Origin of the sequence: Burkholderia crassaminum (assembly GCF_964265005.1) — a bacterium.
In the GTDB taxonomy this organism is placed as follows: domain Bacteria; phylum Pseudomonadota; class Gammaproteobacteria; order Burkholderiales; family Burkholderiaceae; genus Burkholderia.
Map to the genome: position 1 here is coordinate 2,926,907 of NZ_OZ183799.1, position 23,750 is coordinate 2,950,656.

Below are 23,750 nucleotides of genomic sequence, written 5' to 3' on the forward strand. Positions count from 1 at the left end.
TCAGAGTTAGCCCTTTAGCGCTTACTCTGATCCCATGCTTCGCGGTCGGCCAGCGTCGGCGCTTTCGCGCTCCGTCCAGCCTCATCCCCTGCGCTCGCCCCAGGGCACCCATTCACCGCTGCCCCAAGCCTCATACAAAATCCGGCCCGGCCGGTCACCCTTCAAAAACCGGCGGCCCAAATAAAAAACCCCGCCAACGCGGGGTTTTTGACGTCCTTAGATTCTAATCGATTTCGAATCAGGCGTAGCGGCGCAGGCGCGTCGCAAATTCCTGCAGCGCCTTGATGCCGCTTTGTTCTGCGCGATGGCACCAATCCTGCAATTGCGCGAGAAGCTGTTCGCGCGATGCGGTCGAACGATCCCAGATCGCGGCGAGATCCTGGCGGAGCTGGAAATACGTTTGCAGCTTCTGGCTGTTCGCGAAGATTTCCGGCAGCAGCTTCTTCTGCGGCTCGTCGAGGCCGTCCGCATCCTTGTGGAACCACTTGCGCGCGCCACGCATCAGCTGGTACTTCTCGCTCGAGCCGAGTTCCTTCAGGTGTGCGAGCTCCTGGGCATACGCACGCTTCACGGCCTTGCCGTAGCGCGCCATCACTTCGTAGCGGTTCGACAGCACGGCCTGCAGCGTTTCCTGGTCGAGTACCGTCTTCGGCTTGTTCAGGCGCGGGGTCGGCGCGACCTTCTTCACCTTCGCAAGACCGAATGCCGACATGATGCGGATGTACATCCAGCCGATGTCGAACTCGTACCACTTGTTCGACAGCTTCGCCGACGTCGCGAACGTATGGTGGTTGTTATGCAGCTCTTCGCCGCCGATCACGATGCCCCACGGGAACAGGTTCGTGCTCGCGTCGGCCGAGTTGAAGTTGCGATAGCCCCAGAAGTGACCGAAGCCGTTGACGACGCCAGCCGCCCAGAACGGAATCCAGACCATCTGCACGGCCCACACGGTCAGGCCGAGCACGCCGAACAGCGCGACGTCGATCACCATCATGATGCTGATGCCGAGAATCGGGTACTTCGAATAGACATTGCGCTCGACCCAGTCGTTCGGCGTGCCGTGGCCGAATTTGCGCATCGTCTCTTCGTTCTTCGCTTCCGCGCGATACAGTTCCGCGCCCTCGAGGAACACCTTCCAGATGCCGCGCGTCTGCGGGCTGTGCGGATCTTCCTCGGTCTCGCACTTCGCATGGTGCTTGCGGTGAATCGCGGCCCACTGGCCCGTCAGCATGCCGGTCGTCATCCACAGCCACAGGCGGAAGAAGTGGCTCGCGATCGGATGCAACTCGAGCGCGCGATGCGCCTGGCAGCGGTGCAGGTAGACCGTCACGCCGATAATCGTGACGTGCGTGACGGCGAGCGCGAACAGCGCGACCTGCCACCACGAAAAATGCAGGAGCCCGTGGGAAAGAAAATCGAGCAGGGAATTCAACAAGGCAGTTACCTGTGAAGAGAGCGACGCCGGCCCGCGCCAAGCGTCAGAAAAATGAAAGCATACCGCGTGTAGACCAGAATTTTACTTCAACCGTTCCAAGTCTTTGTAAAAAATGAACATTTTCTTGCCCTGACGCAACAAGCGCAGTCCATGGGCGGACTTGGAATGGCCCGCGATCCGGTTCTGACCGCGGGGTCGATACGTTTGACGACCGGCGAGCGCTACGCAGCCGGTGCGCGCCCGTCCACCGCGCCGTTGCCGGCCGCCGCGCCCGCAGCGGGAAAACCGTCGGGCAACCCGACGACGCGCACTTCGCGCTGCGGGAACGGAATCGAAATCCCCTGCTCGCTGAACAGCCGCCAGATATTGCGGTTGACGGTCGAACGCACGCCGGACGTGCCTTTCGCCGAATCCTCGATCCAGAAACCGAGCTCCAGGTCGATTCCGTCCGCACCGAAACTCACCAGATAGGGGGTCGGAGCAGGCTCCGCCAGCACGCGCGGCACGCCCTTGGCCGCATCGGCGAGCAGCGCGAGCGCGTGCTCGACATCGCTCGTGTACGCGACCTGCACCGCGACCTTCGCATAGCCGCGCGTCAGGTACGACGACTGATTCTGCACGACGTCGGTGATCAGCTTCTCGTTCGGGATCAGCGTCTCGTTGCCGTCGAGGCCGCGCACGACCGTATAGCGCGTGCGAATCTGCGTGACGATGCCCTGCAGCCCGCCGACACTGATCGCGTCGCCGAGCCGCAGCGAGCGGTCGAGCAGGATGATGAAACCCGACACGTAGTTGCTCGCGATCTTCTGCAGCCCGAAACCGAGACCGACACCCACCGCACCGCCGAACACGCCGAGCACCGTCACGTCGATGCCGACCAGCGACAGCCCGATCAGGATCGCCGCGAACACGAGCAGCGCGCGGCCGACCCGCGACAGCACGACCTTCAGGTTCGCGTCGAGCGTGCTCGCGCGCGTGAGGCGATCCTCGAGCACCGAGCCCAGCCACATCGCGACCATCAGCGTCACGCACACCCACAGCGCGCCGGAGATCACCGACAGCAGCGTGAGGTGTGCATTGGCGACACGGAACTGCACGCTGTCGAGCCAGCCGAGCACGTCGCGCTGAATGCCGAGCACGGTCAGCACCATCGCGGCCCACACGACGGTCGACACGATCTTCTCGACGATCGACAGCCACGCATGCGTGTGGCCGTCGCGCGCGAACACGCGCCGCGCGAAGAAGAACAGCACGTAGATCAGCCCGATGCCGAACAGCGGCACGAGCGCGAGCGACAGCAGCGACGTCGACATGAACGGGTCGAACGCGAGCTGCGCGCCGCCCACGAACACGGCACCGAACAACGGGAACAACGCGCGCTTCAGGCTTTGCGCGCCCGCGCCGGGCGCGCGTCCGGCCGCCCGGCGGCGCGCATCGATCCGGCCGTGCACGAAGCGCGCGGCCACCCACGCGAAGCACAGCGCGCCAATGAGGATCGCCGCCTGCCAGATCATCACCGGCTGGTGGAAATCACGAATGACCGATGCCAGCCGGTGCGACAGCAGGCGGCTCTGCAGATTTTCCATCGTCCGTCCGGCCCGCCGTTACTGCGCGGCGCGCCGTTCGAGCACCGCGGCGAAGAAGCCGTCGGTCGCGTGACGATGCGGCCACAGCGACAGGTAGTCGCCCATCTCCAGCTCGATGCGCTGGTCGGCCAGCACCTTCTGCGCCGGCACCAGCACGAACTCCGGATGATCGGCCAGGAACTGTTCGACGATCCGCTCGTTCTCGGCGTCGAGCACGCTGCAGGTCGCGTAGACGAGCCGGCCGCCCTTCTTCACGAGGCGCGCGGCGCTCGCGAGGATCGACGCCTGCTTCGGCGTCAGTTCGTCGATCGCCGTGCGCGTCTGGCGCCACTTCAGGTCCGGATTGCGGCGCAGCGTGCCGAGGCCGCTGCACGGCGCGTCGACCAGCACGCGGTCGATCTTGCCGGCGAGCCGCTTGATCTTCGCGTCGTGCTCGCTGTCGATCAGCACCGGGTTCACGTTCGACAGCCCGCTGCGTGCGAGGCGCGGCTTCAGCTTCGCGAGGCGCTTTTCCGACACGTCGAACGCATAGAGGCGCCCGGTCGAGCGCATCATCGCGCCCAGCGCGAGCGTCTTGCCGCCGGCGCCCGCGCAGAAATCGACGACCATCTCGCCACGGCGCGGCGCGACGAGCGAGCACAACAGCTGGCTGCCTTCGTCCTGCACCTCGATCTGGCCTTCCTCGAACAGCTTCAGGCGCGTCAGCGCCGGCTTGCCGACGACGCGCACGCCGAACGGCGCGAACGGCATCGCGCCCGCCTCGATACCGTTCGCGCGCAGCGCGTCGATCACCTGGTCGCGGGTCGCCTTCTGCGCGTTGGCACGCAGGTCGAGCGGCGCCGGGTAGTTCAGCGCGGCGGCGAGCTGCGCGAGCTCCTCGGCGTCGAAACGGGCCGACAGCGCCTGGTGAATCCAGTCGGGCAGGTTCGTGCGCACGCGCACCGGCAGGCTCGCCGGATCGATCTTCGACACGTGCTCGAGCCATGCGGACTCGGTGTCGGACAAAAACGGCCTCAGCGCGTTGCGGCCGGCCGTCTGCATCAGGCCGAGCAGCGTCAGGCGCCGTGCGGGCGTGCCCGTGCCGCTTTCGGCCAGGTGAGAAAACTCCATCTTCCGGCGCAGCACCGCGAAGACAGCCTCGGCGATCACGCCGCGCTCGGCATGCCCGAGCTTCGGGTGCGCGCGGAAGAACCGGCTCGTCGTCGCATCGGCGGGGCCGGCGAACTTCAGCACCTCGGCCAGCAAGGTCTCGGTCTGGCCAATCAGGAATCCGTGCAGCTTCATACACCCTCACTCGTTTCGGTATGCGGTTGATCCGCGAAAATCCAGCGTGCTTCTTCCGGCGCCACGACGGCACGGCCGTTCTCGAGGCGCAAGCGCCCCTCGACGAACCAGCGCACCGCGCGCGGATACAACACGTGCTCGACCGTCAGCACGCGCTGCGCGAGCGCGGCCGCGTCGTCGCCCGCGCACACGGGCACCGCGCCCTGCGCGACGATCGCGCCGCTGTCGAGTTCGGGAATCACGAAGTGAACGGTCACGCCGTGCAGTGCGACGCCCGCGTCGAGCGCCTGCTGGTGCGTGTGAATGCCCTTGAAGCTCGGCAGCAGCGACGGGTGGACATTCAGCAGCCGGCCCTCGTATCGTCTGACGAATGCCGGCGTAAGGATGCGCATGAAGCCGGCGAGGACGACGAGATCGGGGGCGAAACGGTCGATCTCGGCGGCGAGTGCCGCGTCGAAGCTGTCGCGGCCGTCGAACGACCGGTGGTCGACCACCGCCGTCGCCACCCCGTGCGACGCGGCAAAAGCCAACCCGGCCGCATCGGGCCGGTTGGCGATCACGGCGGCAATCTCGGCCGGCCAGCGTTCCTGCGCGCACGCGCGGACGATGGCCTCCATGTTGCTGCCGCGACCGGAAATCAGGATCACGAGTTTTTTCATCCGCGAATTTTACCATTCGCCCCCGCGTTTCCCGCCTTCTCGGCCGCCGGCTCGCCCGAACGTTTATAATCTTCTGCTTTGCGGCACCCCACCGCCCATTCCCCGACGCTGCATCCGCTATCGTGAAAGTCTTCCGCGGCCTGCCCAACGCCGAGAGCCGCGCGCCGTGCGCGCTGACGATCGGCAACTTCGACGGTGTCCATCGCGGTCACCAGGCCCTGCTCGCGCGCGTGCGCGCGGCAGCGGACACGCGCGGCCTGCCCGTGTGCGTGATGACCTTCGAGCCGCATCCGCGCGAATTCTTCAACCCGGCCGGCGCGCCACCGCGCATCGCGATGCTGCGCGACAAGCTGGAAGCGCTGCGCGACCACGGCGTCGATCGCGTCGTCGTCGAGCACTTCAACCACACGTTCGCGAGCCAGTCGCCGCAGGCGTTCGTCGAACGCACGCTGGTCGGCGGGCTGCACACGCGCTGGATGATGGTCGGCGACGATTTCTGCTACGGCGCGAAACGCGCGGGCACCTTCGACACGCTGAAGGCGGCCGGCGAGCAGTACGGCTTCGAGGTCGAGCAGATGGGTACGGTGGCCGGCAGCGACGGCACGCGCATCTCCAGCTCGGGCGTGCGCGCCGCGCTCGCCGCGGGCGATCTCGACGCGGCCGCGCAAGCGCTCGGCCACGGCTATGCGATCAGCGGGCACGTCGCGCACGGGCTGAAGCTCGGCCGCGACCTCGGCTTCCCGACCCTGAACCTGCCGATCGCACACAAGCGGCCGGCGCTCGCGGGCATCTTCGTCGTGCAGGTGCATGGCCTCGGCCCCGCTCCGCTGCCGGGCGTCGCGAGCCTCGGGCTGCGCCCGACCGTCGATGATTCCGGCCGCGTGCTGCTCGAAGTCCACCTGCTCGACTGGCACGGCGATGCGTACGGCAAGCTCATCCGCGTCGAATTCCTGAAGAAGCTGCGCGACGAGGCGAAATTCGACGATCTCGAGGCGCTGTCGCGCGCGATCGCGCTGGACGTCGCGAATGCACGCGCGTACTTCATCGAGCGCGACCGTGCGCCGGGCAGCCGCGCCACGGGCTTCTCGACGTCGGCCACCGACCGAATTAGCTGATCCGGACGGCGGCGCCTGGCGCCGCACCCTCGCGCCGCTCACTCGCGCGCATCCCCGATTCACGACGCTCGCGCGTCTCCCGATTTAGATAGCGATCCCATCATGAGCAACAAGAAAGCCGATTCGAAACCGCAGGCCAAGTATCCGGTCAACCTGCTCGACACGCCGTTCCCGATGCGCGGCGACCTGCCCAAGCGCGAGCCGCAGTGGGTCAAGGAATGGGAAGAGCGCGGCCTCTACGAGAAGATCCGCGCAGCCAGCAAGGGCCGGCCGAAGTTCATCCTGCACGACGGCCCCCCGTATGCGAACGGCGACATCCACCTCGGCCACGCGGTCAACAAGATCCTGAAGGACATCGTCGTCAAGTCGCGCAACATGGCCGGCTTCGACGCGCCGTACGTGCCCGGCTGGGATTGCCACGGGATGCCGATCGAGATCCAGATCGAGAAGCAGTTCGGCAAGTCGCTGCCGGCGGCTGAAGTGATGAGCAAGGCGCGCGCGTACGCGACCGAGCAGATCGAGAAGCAGAAGGTCGGCTTCAAGCGCCTCGGCGTGCTCGGCGACTGGGCCAACCCGTACAAGACGATGAACTTCGTCAACGAGGCGGAAGAGCTCCGCGCGCTCGGCAAGATCATCGAGAAGGGCTATGTGTATCGCGGGCTGAAGCCGGTGAACTGGTGCTTCGACTGCGGCTCGGCGCTCGCCGAAGCGGAAGTCGAATACAAGGACCGCACCGATCCGACGATCGACGTGATGTTCGCGTTCGCGGAACCGGAAAAGACCGCGCAGGCATTCGGCCTGCCGGCACTGCCGCGCGCCGAGGGCGGCATCGTGATCTGGACCACCACGCCGTGGACGATCCCGGCGAACCAGGCGCTGAACCTCCATCCGGAAATCGTCTACGCGCTGGTCGACACCGAGCGCGGGCTGCTGATCATCGCGGAAGAGCGCGTGGCCGCGTGCATGGAAGAGTTCAAGCTGACGGGCCGCGTCGTCGCGACCGCGCCGGGCGTGAAGCTCGCGAACCTGCGCTTCCACCACCCGCTCGCATCGGCCCACCCCGGCTACAAGCGCACCGCGCCCGTCTACCTCGGCGACTACGTGACGACCGACACGGGTACCGGCGTCGTGCACTCGTCGCCCGCGTACGGCATCGAGGACTTCATGTCCTGCAAGGCGCACGGGATGACCGACTCGGACTTCATCAACCCGGTGATGGGCGACGGCCGCTATATCGAATCGCTGCCGCTGTTCGGCGGCCTGTCGATCTGGGACGCGAACCCGAAGATTGTCGAAGCGCTGAACGCGGCCGGCTCGCTGCTGCGCAGCGAGAAGTACACGCACAGCTACATGCACTGCTGGCGCCACAAGACGCCGATCATCTACCGCGCGACGTCGCAGTGGTTCGCCGGCATGGACGTGACGCCGCGCGACGGCAGCAAGACGCTGCGCGAAACGGCGCTCGAAGGCATCGACGCGACCGCGTTCTACCCGTCGTGGGGCAAGCAGCGCCTGTTCAGCATGATCGCGAACCGTCCCGACTGGACGCTGTCGCGCCAGCGTCAGTGGGGCGTGCCGATGGCGTTCTTCGTGCACAAGGAAACCGGCGAGCTGCATCCGCGCACGCTCGAGCTGCTCGAGGAAGTCGCGAAGCGCGTCGAGCAGTCGGGCATCGAGGCGTGGCAGACGCTCGACCCGCGCGAGCTGATCGGCGACGACGCGAACCTGTACGAAAAGAACCGCGACACGCTCGACGTGTGGTTCGACTCGGGCACGACGCACTGGCACGTGCTGCGTGGCTCGCACAAGGATCAGCTGCAATTCCCGGCCGACCTCTACCTCGAAGGCTCGGACCAGCATCGCGGCTGGTTCCACTCGTCACTGCTGACCGCGTCGATGATCGACGGCCGCGCGCCGTACAAGGGCCTGCTCACGCACGGCTTCACGGTCGACGGCGAAGGCCGCAAGATGAGCAAGTCGCTCGGCAACGGCATCGATCCGCATGAAGTCGCGAACCGCCTCGGCGCGGAAATCATCCGCCTGTGGATCGCATCGACCGACTATTCGGGCGAGCTCGCGATCTCCGAGGAAATCCTGAAGCGCGTGACCGAAGGCTATCGCCGCATCCGCAACACGCTGCGCTTCCTGCTCGCGAACCTGTCGGACTTCGACTTCGCGCAGCACGCGGTGCCCGTCGACGAATGGCTCGAGATCGACCGCTATGCGGTCGCGTTCTCGCAGCAACTGCAGACGGAACTGCTCGGCCACTACGAAAAGTACGAATTCCACCCGGTCGTCGCGAAGCTGCAGACGTACTGCTCGGAAGATCTGGGCGGCTTCTACCTCGACGTGCTGAAGGACCGCCTGTACACGAGCGCGGCCGATTCGCGCGCACGCCGCTCCGCGCAGACGGCGCTGTACCACCTGACGCACGGCCTGCTGCGCGTGCTCGCGCCGTTCCTGTCGTTCACGGCGGAAGAAGCGTGGAAGGTGTTCCAGCCGTCCAGCGACACGATCTTCACGGAAACCTACTACGCGTATCCGGAAGTCGCCGGCTCGGCCGCGCTGATCGAGAAGTGGGCGCTGCTGCGTGACGTGCGCGGCAACGTGACGAAGGCGCTCGAGGAAGCGCGCACCGCGAACCGCATCGGTTCGTCGCTGCAGGCCGAAGTCGCCGTGCACGCGAGCGGCGCACGCTACGACGCGCTCACGAGCCTCGGTGATGATCTCAAGTTCGTGCTGATCACGTCGGCCGCGACGGTCGTCAAGGTCGACGACGAAGCGCAGGAAAGCGTCGACGTAGCCGCGTCGAAGTACCAGAAGTGCGAACGCTGCTGGCACTACCGCGAAGATGTCGGTGCACACGCCGATCATCCGACGCTGTGCGGCCGCTGCTTCTCGAACCTGTTTGAAAACGGCGAAATCCGGAGCGCTGCTTAAATATGGCGAAAACCCTGTCGAAACCGGCCAGCGGCGCACTTGCTCCCTGGCTCGGCATTTCGCTGATCGTGATCCTGTTCGATCAACTGTCGAAGATCGCGATCCTGAAAACGTTCGTGTACGGCGCGCAGCATGCGCTGACGTCGTTCTTCAACCTCGTGCTGGTCTACAACCGCGGCGCCGCGTTCGGCTTCCTGTCGACCGCGAGCGGCTGGCAGCGCTGGGCGTTCACCGCGCTCGGCATCGGCGCAACGCTCGTGATCTGCTTCCTGTTGAAGCGCCACGGCCACCAGCGGCTGTTCAGCGTGTCGCTCGCGCTGATCCTCGGCGGCGCACTCGGCAACGTGATCGATCGGCTCGTGTACGGCCACGTGATCGACTTCCTCGATTTCCATCTCGGCGCCTGGCACTTCCCGGCGTTCAACCTCGCCGATTCCGCGATCACGGTCGGCGCGGTGCTGCTGATCTACGACGAACTGCGTCGCGTGCGCGGCTCTCGCTAAGCGCGCATACTCGGCGTCGACGGCCGGCTTCGCGCCGGCCGTTCCGTTTGACCCTTGGAGGCCTGAGTTGGCACACGCAGAACTCGCAGGAAAACACCTCGTTCTCGGCCTGACGGGCGGCATCGCCTGCTACAAGATCGCCGAGCTCACGCGGCTGCTCGTGAAGGCCGGCGCGACCGTGCAGGTCGCGATGACCGAAGCCGCTACCCAGTTCATCACGCCCGTCACGATGCAGGCGCTGTCCGGCCGGCCCGTCTACACGAGCCAGTGGGACGCGCGCATCGACAACAACATGGCGCACATCGACCTGTCGCGCGAAGCCGACGCGATCGTGATCGCGCCCGCGTCGACGGATTTCCTCGCGAAGCTCGCGCACGGGTTCGCGGACGACCTGTTGTCGACGCTGTGCGTCGCGCGCGATTGCCCGCTGCTCGTCGTCCCCGCGATGAACCGCCAGATGTGGCAGAACCCGGCCACGCAGCGCAACGCCGCGCAACTGCGCGCCGACGGCGTGTCGGTGCTCGGCCCGGATTCGGGCGCACAGGCATGCGGCGAAGTCGGCGACGGCCGGATGCTCGAGCCCGAGGCGATCTATGAAGCGATCGTCGCGCACTTCGCTCCGAAGGTGCTCGCGCACCGGCGCGTGCTGATCACGGCCGGCCCGACGTTCGAACCGCTCGACCCCGTGCGTGGCCTCACGAACCGCTCGAGCGGCAAGATGGGCTTCGCGCTCGCGCGCGCCGCGCAGCAGGCCGGCGCCGACGTTCATCTCGTCGCGGGGCCGGTCGCGCTCGACACGCCGTGGGGTGTCTACCGCCAGGACGTGCAGACCGCCCAGCAGATGTACGACGCGGTGATGCATGCCGTGAACAACGCCGACATCTTCATCGCGGTGGCCGCGGTCGCCGACTGGCGCGTCGCCCAGCCGGCCGAGCACAAGATGAAGAAGACGGCCGATCGCAAGATGCCGGCGCTCACGTTCGTCGAGAACCCCGACATCCTCGCGTCGGTCGCGGCGCTGCCCGATCCGCCGTACTGCGTCGGGTTCGCGGCCGAAAGCGGCGACCTCGACGTGCACGGCGACGAGAAGCGCAAGCGCAAGAACGTGCCGCTGCTGGTCGGCAACCTCGGCCCGCTGACGTTCGGTCGCGACGACAACGAAGTCGTGCTGTTCGAGGCCGCCGGCCTCACGCGCCTGCCGCGCGCACCGAAGGACGAACTCGCGCACACGCTCGTCGCGGAAATCGCGAAGCGCCTGCCCGACAACCGCCTGATCTGATCTCCCGCGCGGCGGCCGTCGCTGCCGCGCCCTTCCCGCCTCATCCGACGACCGCATGAAACTCGACCTGAAGATTCTCGACGCGCGCATGCGCGACTACCTGCCCGCCTACGCGACCACCGGCAGCGCGGGCCTCGACCTGCGCGCGTGCCTCGATGCGCCGGTCACGCTGCAACCGGGCGAAACGACGCTCGTGCCGACCGGCCTCGCGATCCATCTCGCCGATCCCGGTTATGCGGCGCTGATCCTGCCGCGCTCGGGCCTCGGCCACAAGCACGGCATCGTGCTCGGCAACCTCGTCGGCCTGATCGATTCCGACTACCAGGGCCAGCTGATGATCTCGACGTGGAATCGCGGCCAGACCGAGTTCGTGCTGAATCCGTTCGAACGGCTCGCCCAGCTCGTGATCGTGCCGGTCGTGCAGGCACAGTTCAACATCGTCGACGACTTCGCGGAAAGCGATCGTGGCGAGGGCGGCTTCGGCAGCACCGGCCGTCACTGAACGACGCAATGAAAAAGGGGCCTCGCGGCCCCTTTTTCTTGTCCTTCGCCGTCATTCCTCGACGGGTTGCGCGATCCGCGCGGGCATCAGGTCGCGCTGCCGCGCCTGGGCCACGATCGCGTAGATCACCAGTGCGACCAGCACGCCGAGCAGCACGGCCGACGAACCGATCGTGCCGAGCGCGAGGCCGCCCTTCGCAACCGGCTTCGTGAGCAGATCGCCGACCGTCGCACCGAACGGACGCGTGAGCACGAACGCGGCCCAGAACAGCAGCACGCCTGAGATCCGCGTGAAATAGTGCGCGAGCACGATCACCGCGAGCAGCCCGCCGATCAGCAGCGCGCCGCCGCCGAAGCCGAGCCCCGAGCTGTCCGCGAGGAAGTCGCCGAGTGCGGTGCCCAGCGTGTTCGAGAACAGGATCGCGATCCAGTACAGCAACTCGACCTTGCGCGTGCGGATCAGGTCGACCGACAGCGATTCGCCGCTGAGGCGCCACACGGCGAAAATGGCCAGCAGGATCGCGACGAGGATCGACGAGCCGGCCGCATAGCCAAGGCCGAGCGTGCGGTCCATGAAATCGGACATCGTCGTGCCGGCCGTGCTCGTCGCGACGATCACGGCCCAGTAGATCGCCGGGCGATAGCGTGTCGTCCTGAGTTGCGCGCCCAGCGTCACGAGAAAGAAACCGAACAGCAAGATCGAGCTCACTGCGTAGCCGACGTTCAGCGTCATCGACAGCAGGTCGCCGCCGGTTTCGCCGAGCGTCGTCGCACAGATCTTCATGATCCAGAACGCGAGCGTGATTTCGGGAAGTTTGTTCATTCGAACCCCTTTTTTGCAGGAAAGCGGCGGGCCGGCGCATGCCGGCCCGCCTTGCAGACAGGATCGAATGTAGTCGCCCCGGGCTTAACGGAACCTTAGCGGGCGTGAAGAACGGTGCGGGGGTACGCCGGCGCGGTCAGCGTGCGTGTTCGTGCCGGTAATGCAGCGCGTATGCGAGCGTCAGCAAGACGACGAACACGACGCCGACCACCATCGTCATCCGGAATTCGCGCGTAAACGCGGTCGTGAACAGGATCGCCGCGACGAGCCCCGCACCGAGCAAGCTGCCGAACGGGTGCCCCCACATCCGGAACGCGAGCGCGGGGCCGTGATACCGCGCGCGGAAGCGCAGGTGCGTGACGAAGATCATCATCCACGTGAACAGCGCACCGAACATCGCGATCGCCATCATCACGGTAAACGCGGTGTCTGGCGCGAGCGCAACCAGCACGGCCGCCACCGCGACGCCGCTCGTCGAGATCCACAGCGCCGCGCGCGGCACGCCGTTCGTGCCGAGCCGGCCGAACACCGCGGGCGCGAGCCGTGCGCGCGACAGGCTGAACATCATCCGCGTCGTCACGTAAAGCTGGCTGTTCATCGCCGACAGCGCCGCGATCAGCAGCACGAAGTTGATCACGCCTGCCGCGTACGGCACGTGGGTCGCGGCCATCACCTTCACGAACGGGCTTTCGTCGGTGCCGGCCTGGGTCCACGGCACGATCGCGAGCATCAGCGACAGCGTCAGCAGGTAGAACAGCACGAGCCGGAACACGGTCGAGCGGAATGCGCGCGTGACCGCGTGCTGCGGATCGCGCGCCTCGCCGGCTGCGATCGCGACGGCTTCGATGCTCATGTAGCTGAAGATCGCGACGATCACCGCGACCCAGGTGCCCCACGGCCCCTTCGGCATGAAGCCGCCGTGCGCGGTGTAGTTCGCGAAACCGATGCCCGATGCGGCCGGCGCGGACCAGACCAGATACGCACCGAGCACGATGAACACGACGATCGCCGCGATCTTCAGCAGCGAAAACGCGTATTCGACCGAACCGTACAGCGTGACGCTGGCAAGGTTCACGGCGATCAGCAGCGCGGAGAAGCCGATCACCCAGTACCAGCCGGGCACGGCCGGAAACCAGTACTTCATGAACACGGCGATCGCGCTGATCTCGGTGCCGATCGCGAACACCACCGCGAACCAGTACGCATAGCGCACCAGGAAGCCCGCGAGCGGGCCGACATAGTGCTCGGCATACGCGCCGAACGAGCCGGCGGTCGGATGCGCGACCGTCATTTCCGCGAGCGCGCCCATCAGCAGCAGCGCGATCAGCGCGCCGATCGCATACGAGACCAGCACGCTCGGGCCGGCGAGCCCGATCGCGAACCCGCTGCCGAGGAACAGGCCCGTGCCGATCGCGCCGCCGATCGCGATCATCGCCATCTGCCCCGACGTCAGCGCATGGCGCAACCCTTGTTCGCGCGCGACGATATCGTCGAACGACCGTTGTTGTTGTGTCACTGCGTTACCACTCCCCTGCACCACCATTGCGCCGCCGGCGCCGGATAAAACGAAACGGCGCGGAGAACTTCCCGCGCCGTTCGCATGAACAACGAATTATCGCTTACTCGACTTCGACCGTCTCTTCGTTCGGCTTGTGCGGCGGATTCGCCAGCTTGTCGAACGACAACTGCACCTTGTCGTTTTCGTCGACGTCGACCGTCACGTGGCCGCCGTTGACGAGCTTGCCGAACAGCAGCTCGTCGGCCAGCGCGCGCCGGATCGTGTCCTGGATCAGCCGCTGCATCGGCCGCGCGCCCATCAGCGGATCGAAGCCGTGCTTCGCGAGATGCTTGCGCAACGCGTCGGTGAAGAGCGCGTCGACCTTCTTCTCGTGCAGTTGCTCCTCAAGCTGGATCAGGAACTTGTCGACCACCCGCATGATGATTTCCTCATCGAGCGAGCGGAAGCTGATGATCGAATCCAGGCGGTTGCGGAACTCCGGCGTGAACAGGCGCTTGATGTCGGTCATCTCGTCGCCCGTCTCGCGGCGCGTCGTGAAGCCGATCGTCGCCTTCTGCATCGACTCGGCGCCCGCGTTCGTCGTCATGATGATGATGACGTTGCGGAAATCCGCCTTGCGGCCGTTGTTGTCCGTCAGCGTGCCGTGGTCCATCACCTGCAGCAGCACGTTGTAGATGTCCGGATGCGCCTTCTCGATTTCGTCGAGCAGCAGCACGCAGTGCGGCTTCTTCGTGACGGCTTCGGTCAGCAGGCCGCCCTGGTCGAACCCGACATAGCCCGGCGGCGCGCCGATCAGGCGGCTCACCGCGTGACGCTCCATGTATTCCGACATGTCGAAACGGATCAGTTCGATGCCGAGCGTGAACGCGAGCTGGCGCGCCACTTCGGTCTTGCCGACACCCGTCGGGCCGGAGAACAGGAACGCGCCGATCGGCTTGTCCATCTTGCCGAGGCCCGCGCGCGCCATCTTGATCGAGGCCGCGAGCGCATCGATCGCCGGATCCTGGCCGAACACGACGCTCTTCAGGTCGCGGTCGAGCGTCTGCAGCTTGCTGCGATCGTCCTGCGAAACGCTCTGCGGCGGCACACGCGCGATCTTCGAGATGATTTCCTCGATCTCGCTCTTGCCGATCGTCTTCTTCTGCTTCGACTTCGGCAGGATGCGCTGGGCGGCGCCCGCCTCGTCGATCACGTCGATCGCCTTGTCCGGCAGGTGACGGTCGGTGATGAAGCGCGCCGACAGTTCCGCCGCGGCCGACAGTGCGCCCGACGAATACTTGACGCCGTGATGCTCCTCGAAGCGCGACTTCAGGCCGCGCAGGATCGCAACCGTCTGCTCGACGGTCGGCTCGCTCACGTCAACCTTCTGGAAGCGCCGCGACAGCGCCGCATCCTTTTCGAAGATGCCGCGATATTCGGTGAACGTGGTCGCGCCGATGCACTTGAGCGTGCCCGACGACAGCGCCGGCTTCAGCAGATTCGACGCATCGAGCGTGCCGCCCGACGCGGCGCCCGCGCCGATCAGCGTGTGGATTTCGTCGATGAACAGGATCGCATGCGGACGCTCCTTGAGCTCCTTCAGCACCGTCTTGAGACGTTGCTCGAAATCGCCGCGGTACTTGGTGCCCGCGAGCAGCGCGCCCATGTCGAGCGAGTAGACCTGCGCGTTCGCGAGGATGTCCGGCACTTCGCCACGCGTGATGCGATAGGCGAGCCCTTCCGCGATCGCGGTCTTGCCGACGCCGGCCTCGCCGACGAGCAGCGGATTGTTCTTGCGGCGACGGCACAGCACCTGGACCACGCGCTCGACCTCGGGCTCGCGACCGATCAGCGGATCGATGCGGCCGTCCTTCGCCATCTGGTTCAGGTTCTGCGTGAATTGCGCGAGCGGCGTTTCCTTCTGCGCATTCGCGTCTTCGCTTTCCGCGTTCGCGTCGGCCGACTTGGCGGCTTCGCCGCCGTTGGTCTTCGCGATGCCGTGCGAAATGAAGTTCACGACGTCGAGGCGCGTGACGCCCTGCTGCTGCAGGTAGTACACGGCATGCGAATCCTTCTCGCCGAAGATCGCGACCAGCACGTTCGCGCCGGTGACTTCCTTCTTGCCGTTCGACGTCGACTGGACGTGCATGATCGCGCGCTGAATCACGCGCTGGAAACCGAGCGTCGGCTGGGTATCGACATCGTCGGTGCCCGGGACGGTAGGTGTGTTGTCGTGGATGAAATTGCGCAGGTTCTGACGCAAGTCCTCGATGTTGGCCGCGCACGCGCGCAACACCTCGGCTGCCGTCGGATTATCCAGCAGGGCCAGCAGCAGATGCTCGACCGTAATGAACTCATGGCGCGCCTGGCGTGCTTCCATGAACGCCATGTGCAGGCTGACTTCCAATTCCTGGGCAATCATGCTTCCTCCATCACGCACTGCAGCGGATGCCCGGCCTGCCGCGCATGGGTAACGACTTGCTCAACCTTGGTCGACGCGATGTCCCGCGTATAGACCCCACAAACCCCTCGCCCTTCGCGATGGACCTTCAGCATGATCTGCGTGGCCGTCTCGCGATCCTTCTTGAAATACTCCTGGACCACCATCACGACGAACTCCATCGGCGTGAAGTCGTCGTTCAGCAGCACCACCTTGTACATCGAAGGCGGCTTGAGCTTCTGCTGCTTGCGTTCCAGGACGGTGCTGTCCTGCTTGTCCGGGATAATCGCCATACACCCATTCTAAACAACTCGGACAGGCCCGCAATCCTGCCATTACCCGACCGACCGGCCGGCGCCCTCCCCGGAATCCCGGAACACGCGATCTTCTTCGCGCCATACGAAAGCCGGCTGCGGTGCCGGCTTTCACGCGTGGCGTGGAACACGAACCGTCAGGGGGAACCGCACCGGAACGTCGTATCCGCATCCAGTATCCCACAAGCCGGCACGACTCGAACGCGTGTCACTCGAGCCTGGTATATGAGCCGATTATGCTGCTTTTCAAGTCCTCGCGCTTGGCCGCGTGCTGCAAAGCAAAGCCGGAAAAACCCTGAAAATGGGTTCTTTACAACGTCCCTCTAAACGTCTAAAAATTCCTCTTGACACTCCAATAAAGAGCGCCAACAATCAAGCTGGCACTTTTTTCAATTTGCCAGTTGGCGAAATGAAAGAGGCCGAGGTGAGCTTGTGAGGGGGGAACGACTGCATTTTCCGGTCGTTTAGCTTTTCGAGCGTGCTCGTGGTAAGTAGCAGCGACTGTGTGACAGGGGAAGTAGGAAAATGGCAACTGGTATCGTTAAGTGGTTCAACGACGCGAAGGGCTTCGGTTTCATCACTCCCGACGAGGGCGGTGAGGATCTGTTTGCGCACTTCTCGGCTATCACCATGAATGGCTTCAAGACGCTGAAGGAAGGCCAGAAGGTGAGCTTTGACGTCGTTCAAGGACCGAAGGGCAAGCAAGCGTCGAACATCCAGGCCGCATAAAGGCATCGGATATCGGACGAAGAAACCCGGCGCATTGCGCCGGGTTTCTTTTTTTGAGGCCGGCCAATCGATAATCGATTGGCCGGCCTTTTCGTTCAATCCCGATAATTGAACACATATTGTCTTGTCACACATGCAGATAGGTTATCGGTCCTGCGCGTGAAACATATTCACCACATCGTTACACGACCTTCAGCGTGCCCATCATGCCGAGATCCTCGTGTTCGAGAATGTGGCAATGAAACATGCGCTCGCCGGGCATGTCTTGTGTGACGAGAATCGACACCGTTTCGCCGCTGCGCACGTTCACGGTATCGCGCCATGCGCGGAACGGTTCGGTCGAGCGCGCGCCGCCCGACGCTCGCTCGATCACCTGGAACTGCGTGCCATGCAGGTGGAACGGGTGATCCATGTCGGTGGTATTGCGAATCTCCCAGCGCTCGATGTCGCCGCGGCGGCTCGTCAATGTCACGCGGTGCGCGGCGTAGGTTTCGCCGTTGATCGTGAAACGCATGCCGGCCGGTCGGCCGTGCGCCGCGCCCTTCATCATCGCGTCCATGTCCATTTCCTCGCCGAACGCGACCGTCTTGTGCGCGACCGGCTCGCCCAACGGCGGCACCGCGCGCAGCGTGGCCGGCAATGCGCGTGCGGCGGCGGGCGCAAACGCGACATCGGCCAGCGCCAGCGCCGGATCGGGCGGCAGGCTGCCGTGACCGTCGTCGTGTGACATCGCCATCTTGCGGCGGTCGTACTCGGCCGCCTGCAGCACCGCGCGCGACGCACGGTCGCCGGCGCGCACCAGCAGTTCCGCACGCTCGCCCGGCGCGATCAGCAGCGACGTCACGCGACGCGGGGCATCGAACAGCCCACCGTCGGTGCCCGCGTGCTCGAACGCTCGGCCGTCGTCGAACGCGACGCGCAGGTAGCGCGCGCTGCACGCGTTCCACACGCGCCAGCGCTCGTCGCCCGCGACGTCGATCCGCGGCCGGCGCGCGCCGTTGACCAGCACGAACTGGCCCTCGCGGCCATTCATCCAGTCCATCATGTCGTTCGGTGCAATCGTGCCGTCGCGCGCAAGCTTCAGGTCCGACACGAACAGGTTGCGTTCGGGCCAGCCCGCCAGCGGATCGTCCGCGGCGCGCACGACGAACGGGCCGGCGAGCCCGCGAAACACCTGCTCGGCCGTCATCATGTGCGGATGCGGGTGGTACCAGTAGGTGCCGGCACTCCCCTTCGGCAGCGTGAAGCGATACACGCGCGATGCGCCGGGCGCGACGGGGTCGGACGGGTTGCCGTCCTGATCGGGCGGCACCGGCAGGCCGTGCCAGTGGATCGTCGACGGCTGCGGTAGCTTGTTCACGAACTTGATCTCGACCGTGTCGCCCTCGCGCACGTCGATCAGTGGACCCACGACCGGCCCCTGCGTGCCCGCGCCGAACTGCCAGAACGTGGTCGGCCGTGCACCGTGCAGCATCGGTCGCGCCACCGGCTGCGCGACCAGCGTAGCCCGGAACATGCCGGGCTCGCGGCTTTCGTTCGCGAGCGTGCGCAGCGCCGCGAGCGGCGCGCCGGCCGGCAGCGCGTCGGCGGCCGCGAGCGCGGCCGGTGCGGACTTGCCGTGCTGCCCATGACCCGCCATCCCTGGCATGCCCGACATGCCCGACATGTCGTCCATCGAGTCCATGCCGGCCATGCCAGCGTGACCGGCATGCTGCGCCCACGCGGCGCGCGCGAACAGCGACGCGGCCGCGGCACCGATGGCGCGCGACAGGAAGGTTCTCCGTATCATCAATCGTTCCTCGTTATCCATGCTGCGTCGCGCAGCCGCCACGACGCCCGCGCCGGCCGGCTGAAGCGCCGATGCGCGACGCAAATCCTGATGCCCGCGTCATCATAACCGCAGGCTCATATCGAGACGCTTCGCCGCCGGCCGGGCGGCGATACGCCGCAGGGCTCGACAACGCCCCACCGGATTCGGCACGCATCGAGCGGCATCGTCGATCGACGATGCACGCCCCCTCGCTCGCGACCGCAACACCACTCAACCCTGCCCCTTGCAGCGTCCAGGCGGTCGCCTGGCGCCTGCCGTTCGGCGCCGGTCGCGCCACCGGTTCGCAAAACCGCCGATTTTTCACGATGTGGAACAAGTCTCTGCGTTGTAAAAATTCGTGGTGCAGGGCACAAATTTCCCGTTTCGCGATGCCGAAAAACGTTCCACAATACAAAACGACGATCGCAATTATTTGTTTTTAAACGAGAATTTTTGTTTAGTGAAGGCGTTCTACATGCACCATCCGACCGGGTCGCGGACGTAGACTTTGTCCCATGCACTGACGCTTCGCCACGACGTTCGATACGGAACCCGGCGCAAGCAGCCAGTCGGGACACAGCCGGGCGAGCCGGCAAGCGGCACAACAGAATCGCTTGTAATCAGAAAGGGAGAACGGAAATGAAGGGATTTCGCTTTGGTTCAGCGCTCGGGTCGTTCTACATCCTGCCGGGTAACGGTGGCTGGGAAGCGACGTTCGGCAACGCCCTGCTCGGTGCATTCTCGTGCCCCGAAGTGGCGGCCGACCACATCTCCCGCGGCGACTGCGAGCAACCGTCCGAACTCGACACGGCAACGCTCGAAGTGCCGCACGAAATCGCCGAATGGGAAATCGTTCACGTCTGAATGGCAAGCCTGCAACGAAAAACGCCCCGGGCGACCGGGGCGTTTTTATTGGGTGTCGGACGGCGAACGGCTAACCGCGCCGTGTCGACACACGCATTGGCTCGCGCGATTGCGCGGCCCGCGTCAGGCGACTGCGTCGACGATGCCGTTCAGCGTCGCGCTCGGGCGCATCGCCTGGCTCGTCAGGTCGACGTTCGGACGGTAGTAGCCGCCGATCGCCTGCGCCTTGCCCTGCGCGGCCGCCAGTTCTTCCAGGATGCGCGCTTCGTTGTCGGACAATGCCTTCGCCACACCTTCGAACTGCGCCTTCAGCGCGGCGTCCTCGGTCTGCTCGGCCAGCGCCTGCGCCCAGTACAGGCACAGGTAGAAGTGGCTGCCGCGGTTGTCGAGGCCGCCGACCTTGCGCGCCGGCGACTTGTTCTCGTCCAGGAACTTGCCGGTCGCCTGGTCGAGCGTCTTCGCGAGCACGACCGCCTTCGGGTTCTGGTACGCGTTGCCGAGGTGTTCGAGCGACGCAGCCAGTGCGAGGAATTCGCCGAGCGAATCCCAGCGCAGGAAGCCTTCCTCGACGAACTGCTGCACGTGCTTCGGCGCCGAGCCGCCCGCACCCGTTTCGAACATCCCGCCGCCGGCCATCAGCGGCACGATCGACAGCATCTTCGCGCTGGTGCCGAGCTCCATGATCGGGAACAGGTCGGTCAGGTAGTCGCGCAGCACGTTGCCCGTGACCGAGATCGTGTCCTTGCCCGCGCGGATGCGCTCGAGCGAGAAACGCGTCGCTTCGACCGGCGTCAACACGCGGATATCGAGGCCGTTCGTGTCGTGATCCTTCAGGTAGCGTTCGACCTTCGCGATGATCTGCGCATCGTGCGCACGCGCCGGATCGAGCCAGAACACGGCCGGTGCGCCGGTCGCACGCGCGCGGTTGACCGCGAGCTTGACCCAGTCCTGCACCGGTGCGTCCTTCGTCTGGCACATGCGCCAGATGTCGCCCGATTCCACTGCATGCTCGAGCAGCACGTTGCCGGCTTCGTCGGTGACGCGCACGACGCCATCGGCCGGGATCTGGAACGTCTTGTCGTGCGAACCGTATTCTTCGGCCGCCTGCGCCATCAGGCCGACGTTCGGCACGCTGCCCATCGTGACCGGATCGAACGCACCGTGCTGCTTGCAATCTTCGATCACGGCCTGGTAGACGCCTGCGTAGCAACGGTCCGGAATCACGGCCTTCGCATCGTACAGAGCGCCGTCCGGGCCCCACATGCCGCCCGAATCTCGGATCATCGCCGGCATCGACGCGTCGACGATCACGTCGCTCGGCACGTGCAGGTTCGTGATGCCCTTGTCCGAGTTGACCATCGCAAGGCGCGGGCGCACCGCGTATTCGGCCTTGATGTCGGCTTCGATCGCTTCGCGCGTGTCGGCCGGCAGGTCCTTCAGGCGGGCGTACAGATCGCCGATCCCGTTGTTCGGGTTGAAGCCTGCCTGCGCCAGCACGTCCGCGTGCTTCGCGAGCGCGTCGCGGTAGAACACCGACACGAAGTGACCGAACAGGATCGGGTCCGAGACCTTCATCATGGTCGCCTTCAGGTGCACCGAGAACAGCACATCCTGCGCCTTCGCGTCGGCGATCTGCGCTTCGATGAAGCTGCGCAGCGCATTGCGGCTCATCACCGATGCGTCGATGACTTCACCGGCCTTCACGGCCGTCTTTTCCTTCAGCACCTTCTTCGCGCCGTCGGTCGTCGTGAGTTCGATCTTCACGCTGCCGGCATCGGCGATCAGCGCCGACTTCTCGCTGCCGTAGAAGTCGCCTTCGCTCATGTGCGCGACGTGTGCCTTCGACGTGGCCTGCCACGCGCCCATCTTGTGCGGGTGCTTGCGTGCGTAGTTCTTGACCGACAGCGGCGCGCGGCGGTCGGAGTTGCCCTCGCGCAGCACCGGGTTCACCGCGCTGCCCTTGATCTTGTCGTAGCGGGCCTTGACCGCCTTCTCTTCGTCCGTCGACGGATCTTCCGGGTAGGCCGGCAGCTTGAAGCCCTGCGCCTGCAGTTCGGCGATCGCGGCCTTCAGCTGCGGCACCGATGCGCTGATGTTCGGCAGCTTGATGATGTTCGCTTCCGGCTTCAGCGTGAGCTGGCCCAGCTCGGCCAGATCGTCGGAACCCTTCTGCTCGGGCGGCAGGACGTCTGCGAATGCCGCGATGATGCGGCCGGCGAGCGAGATGTCGCGCGTTTCGACGGCGACGCCGGACGAGCGCGTGAAGGCCTTGACGATCGGCAGCAGCGAATAGGTCGCGAGCGCGGGCGCTTCGTCAGTGAGGGTGTAGATGATCTTGGGCGAAGTGGACATGGTCGATGCGTTGCTACGTGAAAATTTTGGACTGAGGAGCGCCGGCGGTAACCGGCGGGGAGCGACCGGGTCGGTCGCGAAAGGGGCACGCCGGCTCAGCCGGGCGGTGGTGTTGCGAGGGCCGTCATGTTCTACCTTGCAGGGCCTCCGGGCCGCATCGCAGCGCCGCGGCCCGCATGCCGGACCGCCCTGCCAACAAACCTGCCATCCACGAAACGCTCCGGCGCCGGCAGTCAGCGCCGGGGCGGCCGGCAACCTGCCGGCCCACCCCGGAAGGGGTCTTACATGTTCTCGATCAGCACTTCACCGAAGCCCGAGCACGACACCTGCGTCGCACCTTCCATCAGGCGCGCGAAGTCGTACGTGACGCGCTTCTGCAGGATCGACTTCTCCATCGCGGCGATGATCGTGTCGGCCGCTTCCGTCCAGCCGAGGTGGCGCAGCATCATTTCCGCCGACAGGATCTCGGAACCCGGGTTCACGTAATCCTTGCCTGCGTACTTCGGCGCGGTGCCATGCGTTGCTTCGAACATCGCGACCGAATCCGACAGGTTCGCGCCCGGCGCGATCCCGATGCCGCCGACCTGCGCGGCCAGCGCGTCGGAGATGTAGTCGCCGTTCAGGTTCAGCGTGGCGATGACATCGTATTCGGCCGGGCGCAGCAGGATCTGCTGCAGGAATGCGTCGGCGATCGAATCCTTGATCACGATCTCGTTGCCCGTCTTCGGGTTCTTCACGCGCATCCACGGGCCGCCGTCGATCAGCTCGCCGCCGAATTCCTTCTGTGCAAGCGCGTAGCCGGCATCACGGAACAGGCCTTCCGTGAACTTCATGATGTTGCCCTTGTGCACCAGCGTGACCGACTTGCGATCGTTGTCGATCGCGTACTGGATCGCCTTGCGCACAAGACGCTCGGTGCCTTCGGTCGACACGGGCTTGACGCCGATCCCCGAGGTTTCCGGGAAGCGGATCTTCTTCACGCCCATCTCGTCCTGCAGGAACTTGATCACCTTCTTCGCCTGCTCGGAGCCCGCGGCCCATTCGATGCCTGCGTAGATGTCTTCCGAGTTCTCGCGGAAGATCACCATGTCGATCTTTTGCGGCTCGCGCACCGGCGACGGCACGCCCTTGAAGTACTGGACCGGGCGCAGACACACGTAGAGATCGAGTTCCTGGCGCAGCGCGACGTTCAGCGAACGGATGCCGCCGCCGACCGGGGTCGTGAGCGGCCCCTTGATCGATACCACGTATTCCTTGAGCACCTGCAGCGTTTCGTCCGGGAGCCACACGTCCGGGCCGTACACCTTCGTCGCCTTCTCGCCCGCGAAGATCTCCATCCAGTGGATCTTGCGCTTGCCCTTGTAGGCATGCGCGACCGCCGCATCGACGACCTTGATCATGACCGGCGTGATATCGAAGCCCGTACCGTCGCCTTCGATATAGGGAATGATCGGCTGATCGGAAACGTTGAGCGAGAAGTCCTTGTTGACGGTGATCTTGTCACCGCCTTCCGGAACCTTGATGTGCTGATACGGCATGATCGACTCCAGTGACGTGGCTGAGCAGGTGATGCTGGTCGAAGCTGCGCGCGCGGCGGGGGCGCGGCATGGCCACCCCG

At 65.5% G+C, this 23,750-nt stretch carries 19 protein-coding genes; 8 read left to right on the plus strand and 11 right to left on the minus strand.

From position 1 onward, the window contains the following. Positions 1 to 238 precede the first annotated feature (238 nt). The 4 genes from ACPTTF_RS13570 to purN all read right to left on the minus strand — a co-directional run bounded on the left by ACPTTF_RS13570 (position 239) and on the right by purN (position 4,964). Entirely contained in the window at positions 239 to 1,435 is a 1,197-nt protein-coding gene (locus tag ACPTTF_RS13570) for a DesA family fatty acid desaturase (protein ID WP_166961298.1), read from the minus strand. Between the two features lie 221 nt (positions 1,436 to 1,656). Next, positions 1,657 to 3,021, minus strand: a complete 1,365-nt coding sequence (locus tag ACPTTF_RS13575) for a mechanosensitive ion channel family protein (protein ID WP_166961301.1) — start codon at positions 3,019 to 3,021, stop codon at positions 1,657 to 1,659. An 18-nt stretch (positions 3,022 to 3,039) separates the two neighbouring features. Further along, on the minus strand, positions 3,040 to 4,305 hold the full coding sequence (locus ACPTTF_RS13580) for an RsmB/NOP family class I SAM-dependent RNA methyltransferase (protein WP_166961304.1): 1,266 nt from the start codon (positions 4,303 to 4,305) through the stop codon (positions 3,040 to 3,042). Beyond that, positions 4,302 to 4,964 carry a phosphoribosylglycinamide formyltransferase gene (purN, locus tag ACPTTF_RS13585; protein ID WP_423371444.1) on the minus strand — a complete coding sequence of 221 codons (663 nt, stop codon included), beginning with the start codon at positions 4,962 to 4,964 and terminating at the stop codon, positions 4,302 to 4,304. Before purN ends, ACPTTF_RS13580 begins: the two co-directional genes overlap by 4 nt. A 122-nt stretch (positions 4,965 to 5,086) precedes the next feature. On the opposite strand from purN, the gene ACPTTF_RS13590 reads away from it, so the two are divergent. The 5 genes from ACPTTF_RS13590 (at position 5,087) to dut (ending at position 11,303) form a co-directional block, all read left to right on the plus strand. Next, positions 5,087 to 6,079: a bifunctional riboflavin kinase/FAD synthetase gene (locus ACPTTF_RS13590; RefSeq protein ID WP_166961310.1), complete on the plus strand. Its 993-nt coding sequence runs from the start codon at positions 5,087 to 5,089 to the stop codon at positions 6,077 to 6,079. A 102-nt stretch (positions 6,080 to 6,181) separates the two neighbouring features. Continuing rightward, a complete protein-coding gene (gene ileS, locus ACPTTF_RS13595; protein ID WP_423371445.1) occupies positions 6,182 to 9,019 on the plus strand; it encodes an isoleucine--tRNA ligase in 2,838 nt (945 codons plus the stop codon). Positions 9,020 to 9,021: 2 nt separating this feature from the next. After that, positions 9,022 to 9,522 (plus strand): signal peptidase II, encoded by a 501-nt coding sequence (gene lspA, locus ACPTTF_RS13600; protein ID WP_166961316.1) that lies wholly within the window; start codon positions 9,022 to 9,024, stop codon positions 9,520 to 9,522. A gap of 67 nt (positions 9,523 to 9,589) precedes the next feature. Further along, positions 9,590 to 10,801 carry a bifunctional phosphopantothenoylcysteine decarboxylase/phosphopantothenate--cysteine ligase CoaBC gene (gene coaBC, locus ACPTTF_RS13605; protein WP_166961319.1) on the plus strand — a complete coding sequence of 404 codons (1,212 nt, stop codon included), beginning with the start codon at positions 9,590 to 9,592 and terminating at the stop codon, positions 10,799 to 10,801. Positions 10,802 to 10,856: 55 nt separating this feature from the next. Continuing rightward, positions 10,857 to 11,303 carry a dUTP diphosphatase gene (dut, locus tag ACPTTF_RS13610; RefSeq protein WP_059531700.1) on the plus strand — a complete coding sequence of 149 codons (447 nt, stop codon included), beginning with the start codon at positions 10,857 to 10,859 and terminating at the stop codon, positions 11,301 to 11,303. Positions 11,304 to 11,354: 51 nt separating this feature from the next. Here the strand turns inward: dut and ACPTTF_RS13615 are convergent, their stop codons facing one another. The 4 genes from ACPTTF_RS13615 to clpS form a co-directional block, all read right to left on the minus strand. Then, complete coding sequence (locus ACPTTF_RS13615) at positions 11,355 to 12,125, minus strand: hypothetical protein (RefSeq protein ID WP_423371446.1); 771 nt, start codon at positions 12,123 to 12,125, stop codon at positions 11,355 to 11,357. Between the two features lie 136 nt (positions 12,126 to 12,261). Then, positions 12,262 to 13,641, minus strand: a complete 1,380-nt coding sequence (locus ACPTTF_RS13620; RefSeq protein ID WP_423371447.1) for an amino acid permease — start codon at positions 13,639 to 13,641, stop codon at positions 12,262 to 12,264. Positions 13,642 to 13,744: 103 nt separating this feature from the next. Continuing rightward, entirely contained in the window at positions 13,745 to 16,045 is a 2,301-nt protein-coding gene (clpA, locus tag ACPTTF_RS13625; protein WP_423371448.1) for an ATP-dependent Clp protease ATP-binding subunit ClpA, read from the minus strand. Further along, the gene (gene clpS / locus ACPTTF_RS13630) at positions 16,042 to 16,356 is read right to left on the minus strand and encodes an ATP-dependent Clp protease adapter ClpS (protein WP_006398529.1); all 315 of its coding nucleotides are present in this window, start codon (positions 16,354 to 16,356) and stop codon (positions 16,042 to 16,044) included. Before clpS ends, clpA begins: the two co-directional genes overlap by 4 nt. A 546-nt stretch (positions 16,357 to 16,902) precedes the next feature. On the opposite strand from clpS, the gene ACPTTF_RS13635 reads away from it, so the two are divergent. Then, positions 16,903 to 17,106: a cold-shock protein gene (locus ACPTTF_RS13635; RefSeq protein WP_006478030.1), complete on the plus strand. Its 204-nt coding sequence runs from the start codon at positions 16,903 to 16,905 to the stop codon at positions 17,104 to 17,106. A gap of 181 nt (positions 17,107 to 17,287) precedes the next feature. Here the strand turns inward: ACPTTF_RS13635 and ACPTTF_RS13640 are convergent, their stop codons facing one another. Further along, positions 17,288 to 18,895 (minus strand): multicopper oxidase family protein, encoded by a 1,608-nt coding sequence (locus tag ACPTTF_RS13640; RefSeq protein WP_423371449.1) that lies wholly within the window; start codon positions 18,893 to 18,895, stop codon positions 17,288 to 17,290. Positions 18,896 to 18,966: 71 nt separating this feature from the next. Here ACPTTF_RS13640 and ACPTTF_RS13645 point away from each other — a divergent pair, with 71 nt between their 5' ends. Both ACPTTF_RS13645 and ACPTTF_RS13650 read left to right on the plus strand, forming a co-directional pair. Beyond that, a complete protein-coding gene (locus ACPTTF_RS13645) occupies positions 18,967 to 19,359 on the plus strand; it encodes a hypothetical protein (protein ID WP_423371450.1) in 393 nt (130 codons plus the stop codon). 196 nt (positions 19,360 to 19,555) lie between these two features. Further along, positions 19,556 to 19,780: a hypothetical protein gene (locus ACPTTF_RS13650; RefSeq protein WP_043190017.1), complete on the plus strand. Its 225-nt coding sequence runs from the start codon at positions 19,556 to 19,558 to the stop codon at positions 19,778 to 19,780. A 123-nt stretch (positions 19,781 to 19,903) separates the two neighbouring features. On the opposite strand, the gene ACPTTF_RS13655 is transcribed toward ACPTTF_RS13650, so the two are convergent. Next, the gene (locus tag ACPTTF_RS13655; RefSeq protein WP_423371451.1) at positions 19,904 to 22,132 is read right to left on the minus strand and encodes an NADP-dependent isocitrate dehydrogenase; all 2,229 of its coding nucleotides are present in this window, start codon (positions 22,130 to 22,132) and stop codon (positions 19,904 to 19,906) included. Positions 22,133 to 22,413: 281 nt separating this feature from the next. After that, complete coding sequence (gene icd, locus ACPTTF_RS13660; protein ID WP_006478026.1) at positions 22,414 to 23,670, minus strand: NADP-dependent isocitrate dehydrogenase; 1,257 nt, start codon at positions 23,668 to 23,670, stop codon at positions 22,414 to 22,416. Positions 23,671 to 23,750 lie beyond the last annotated feature (80 nt).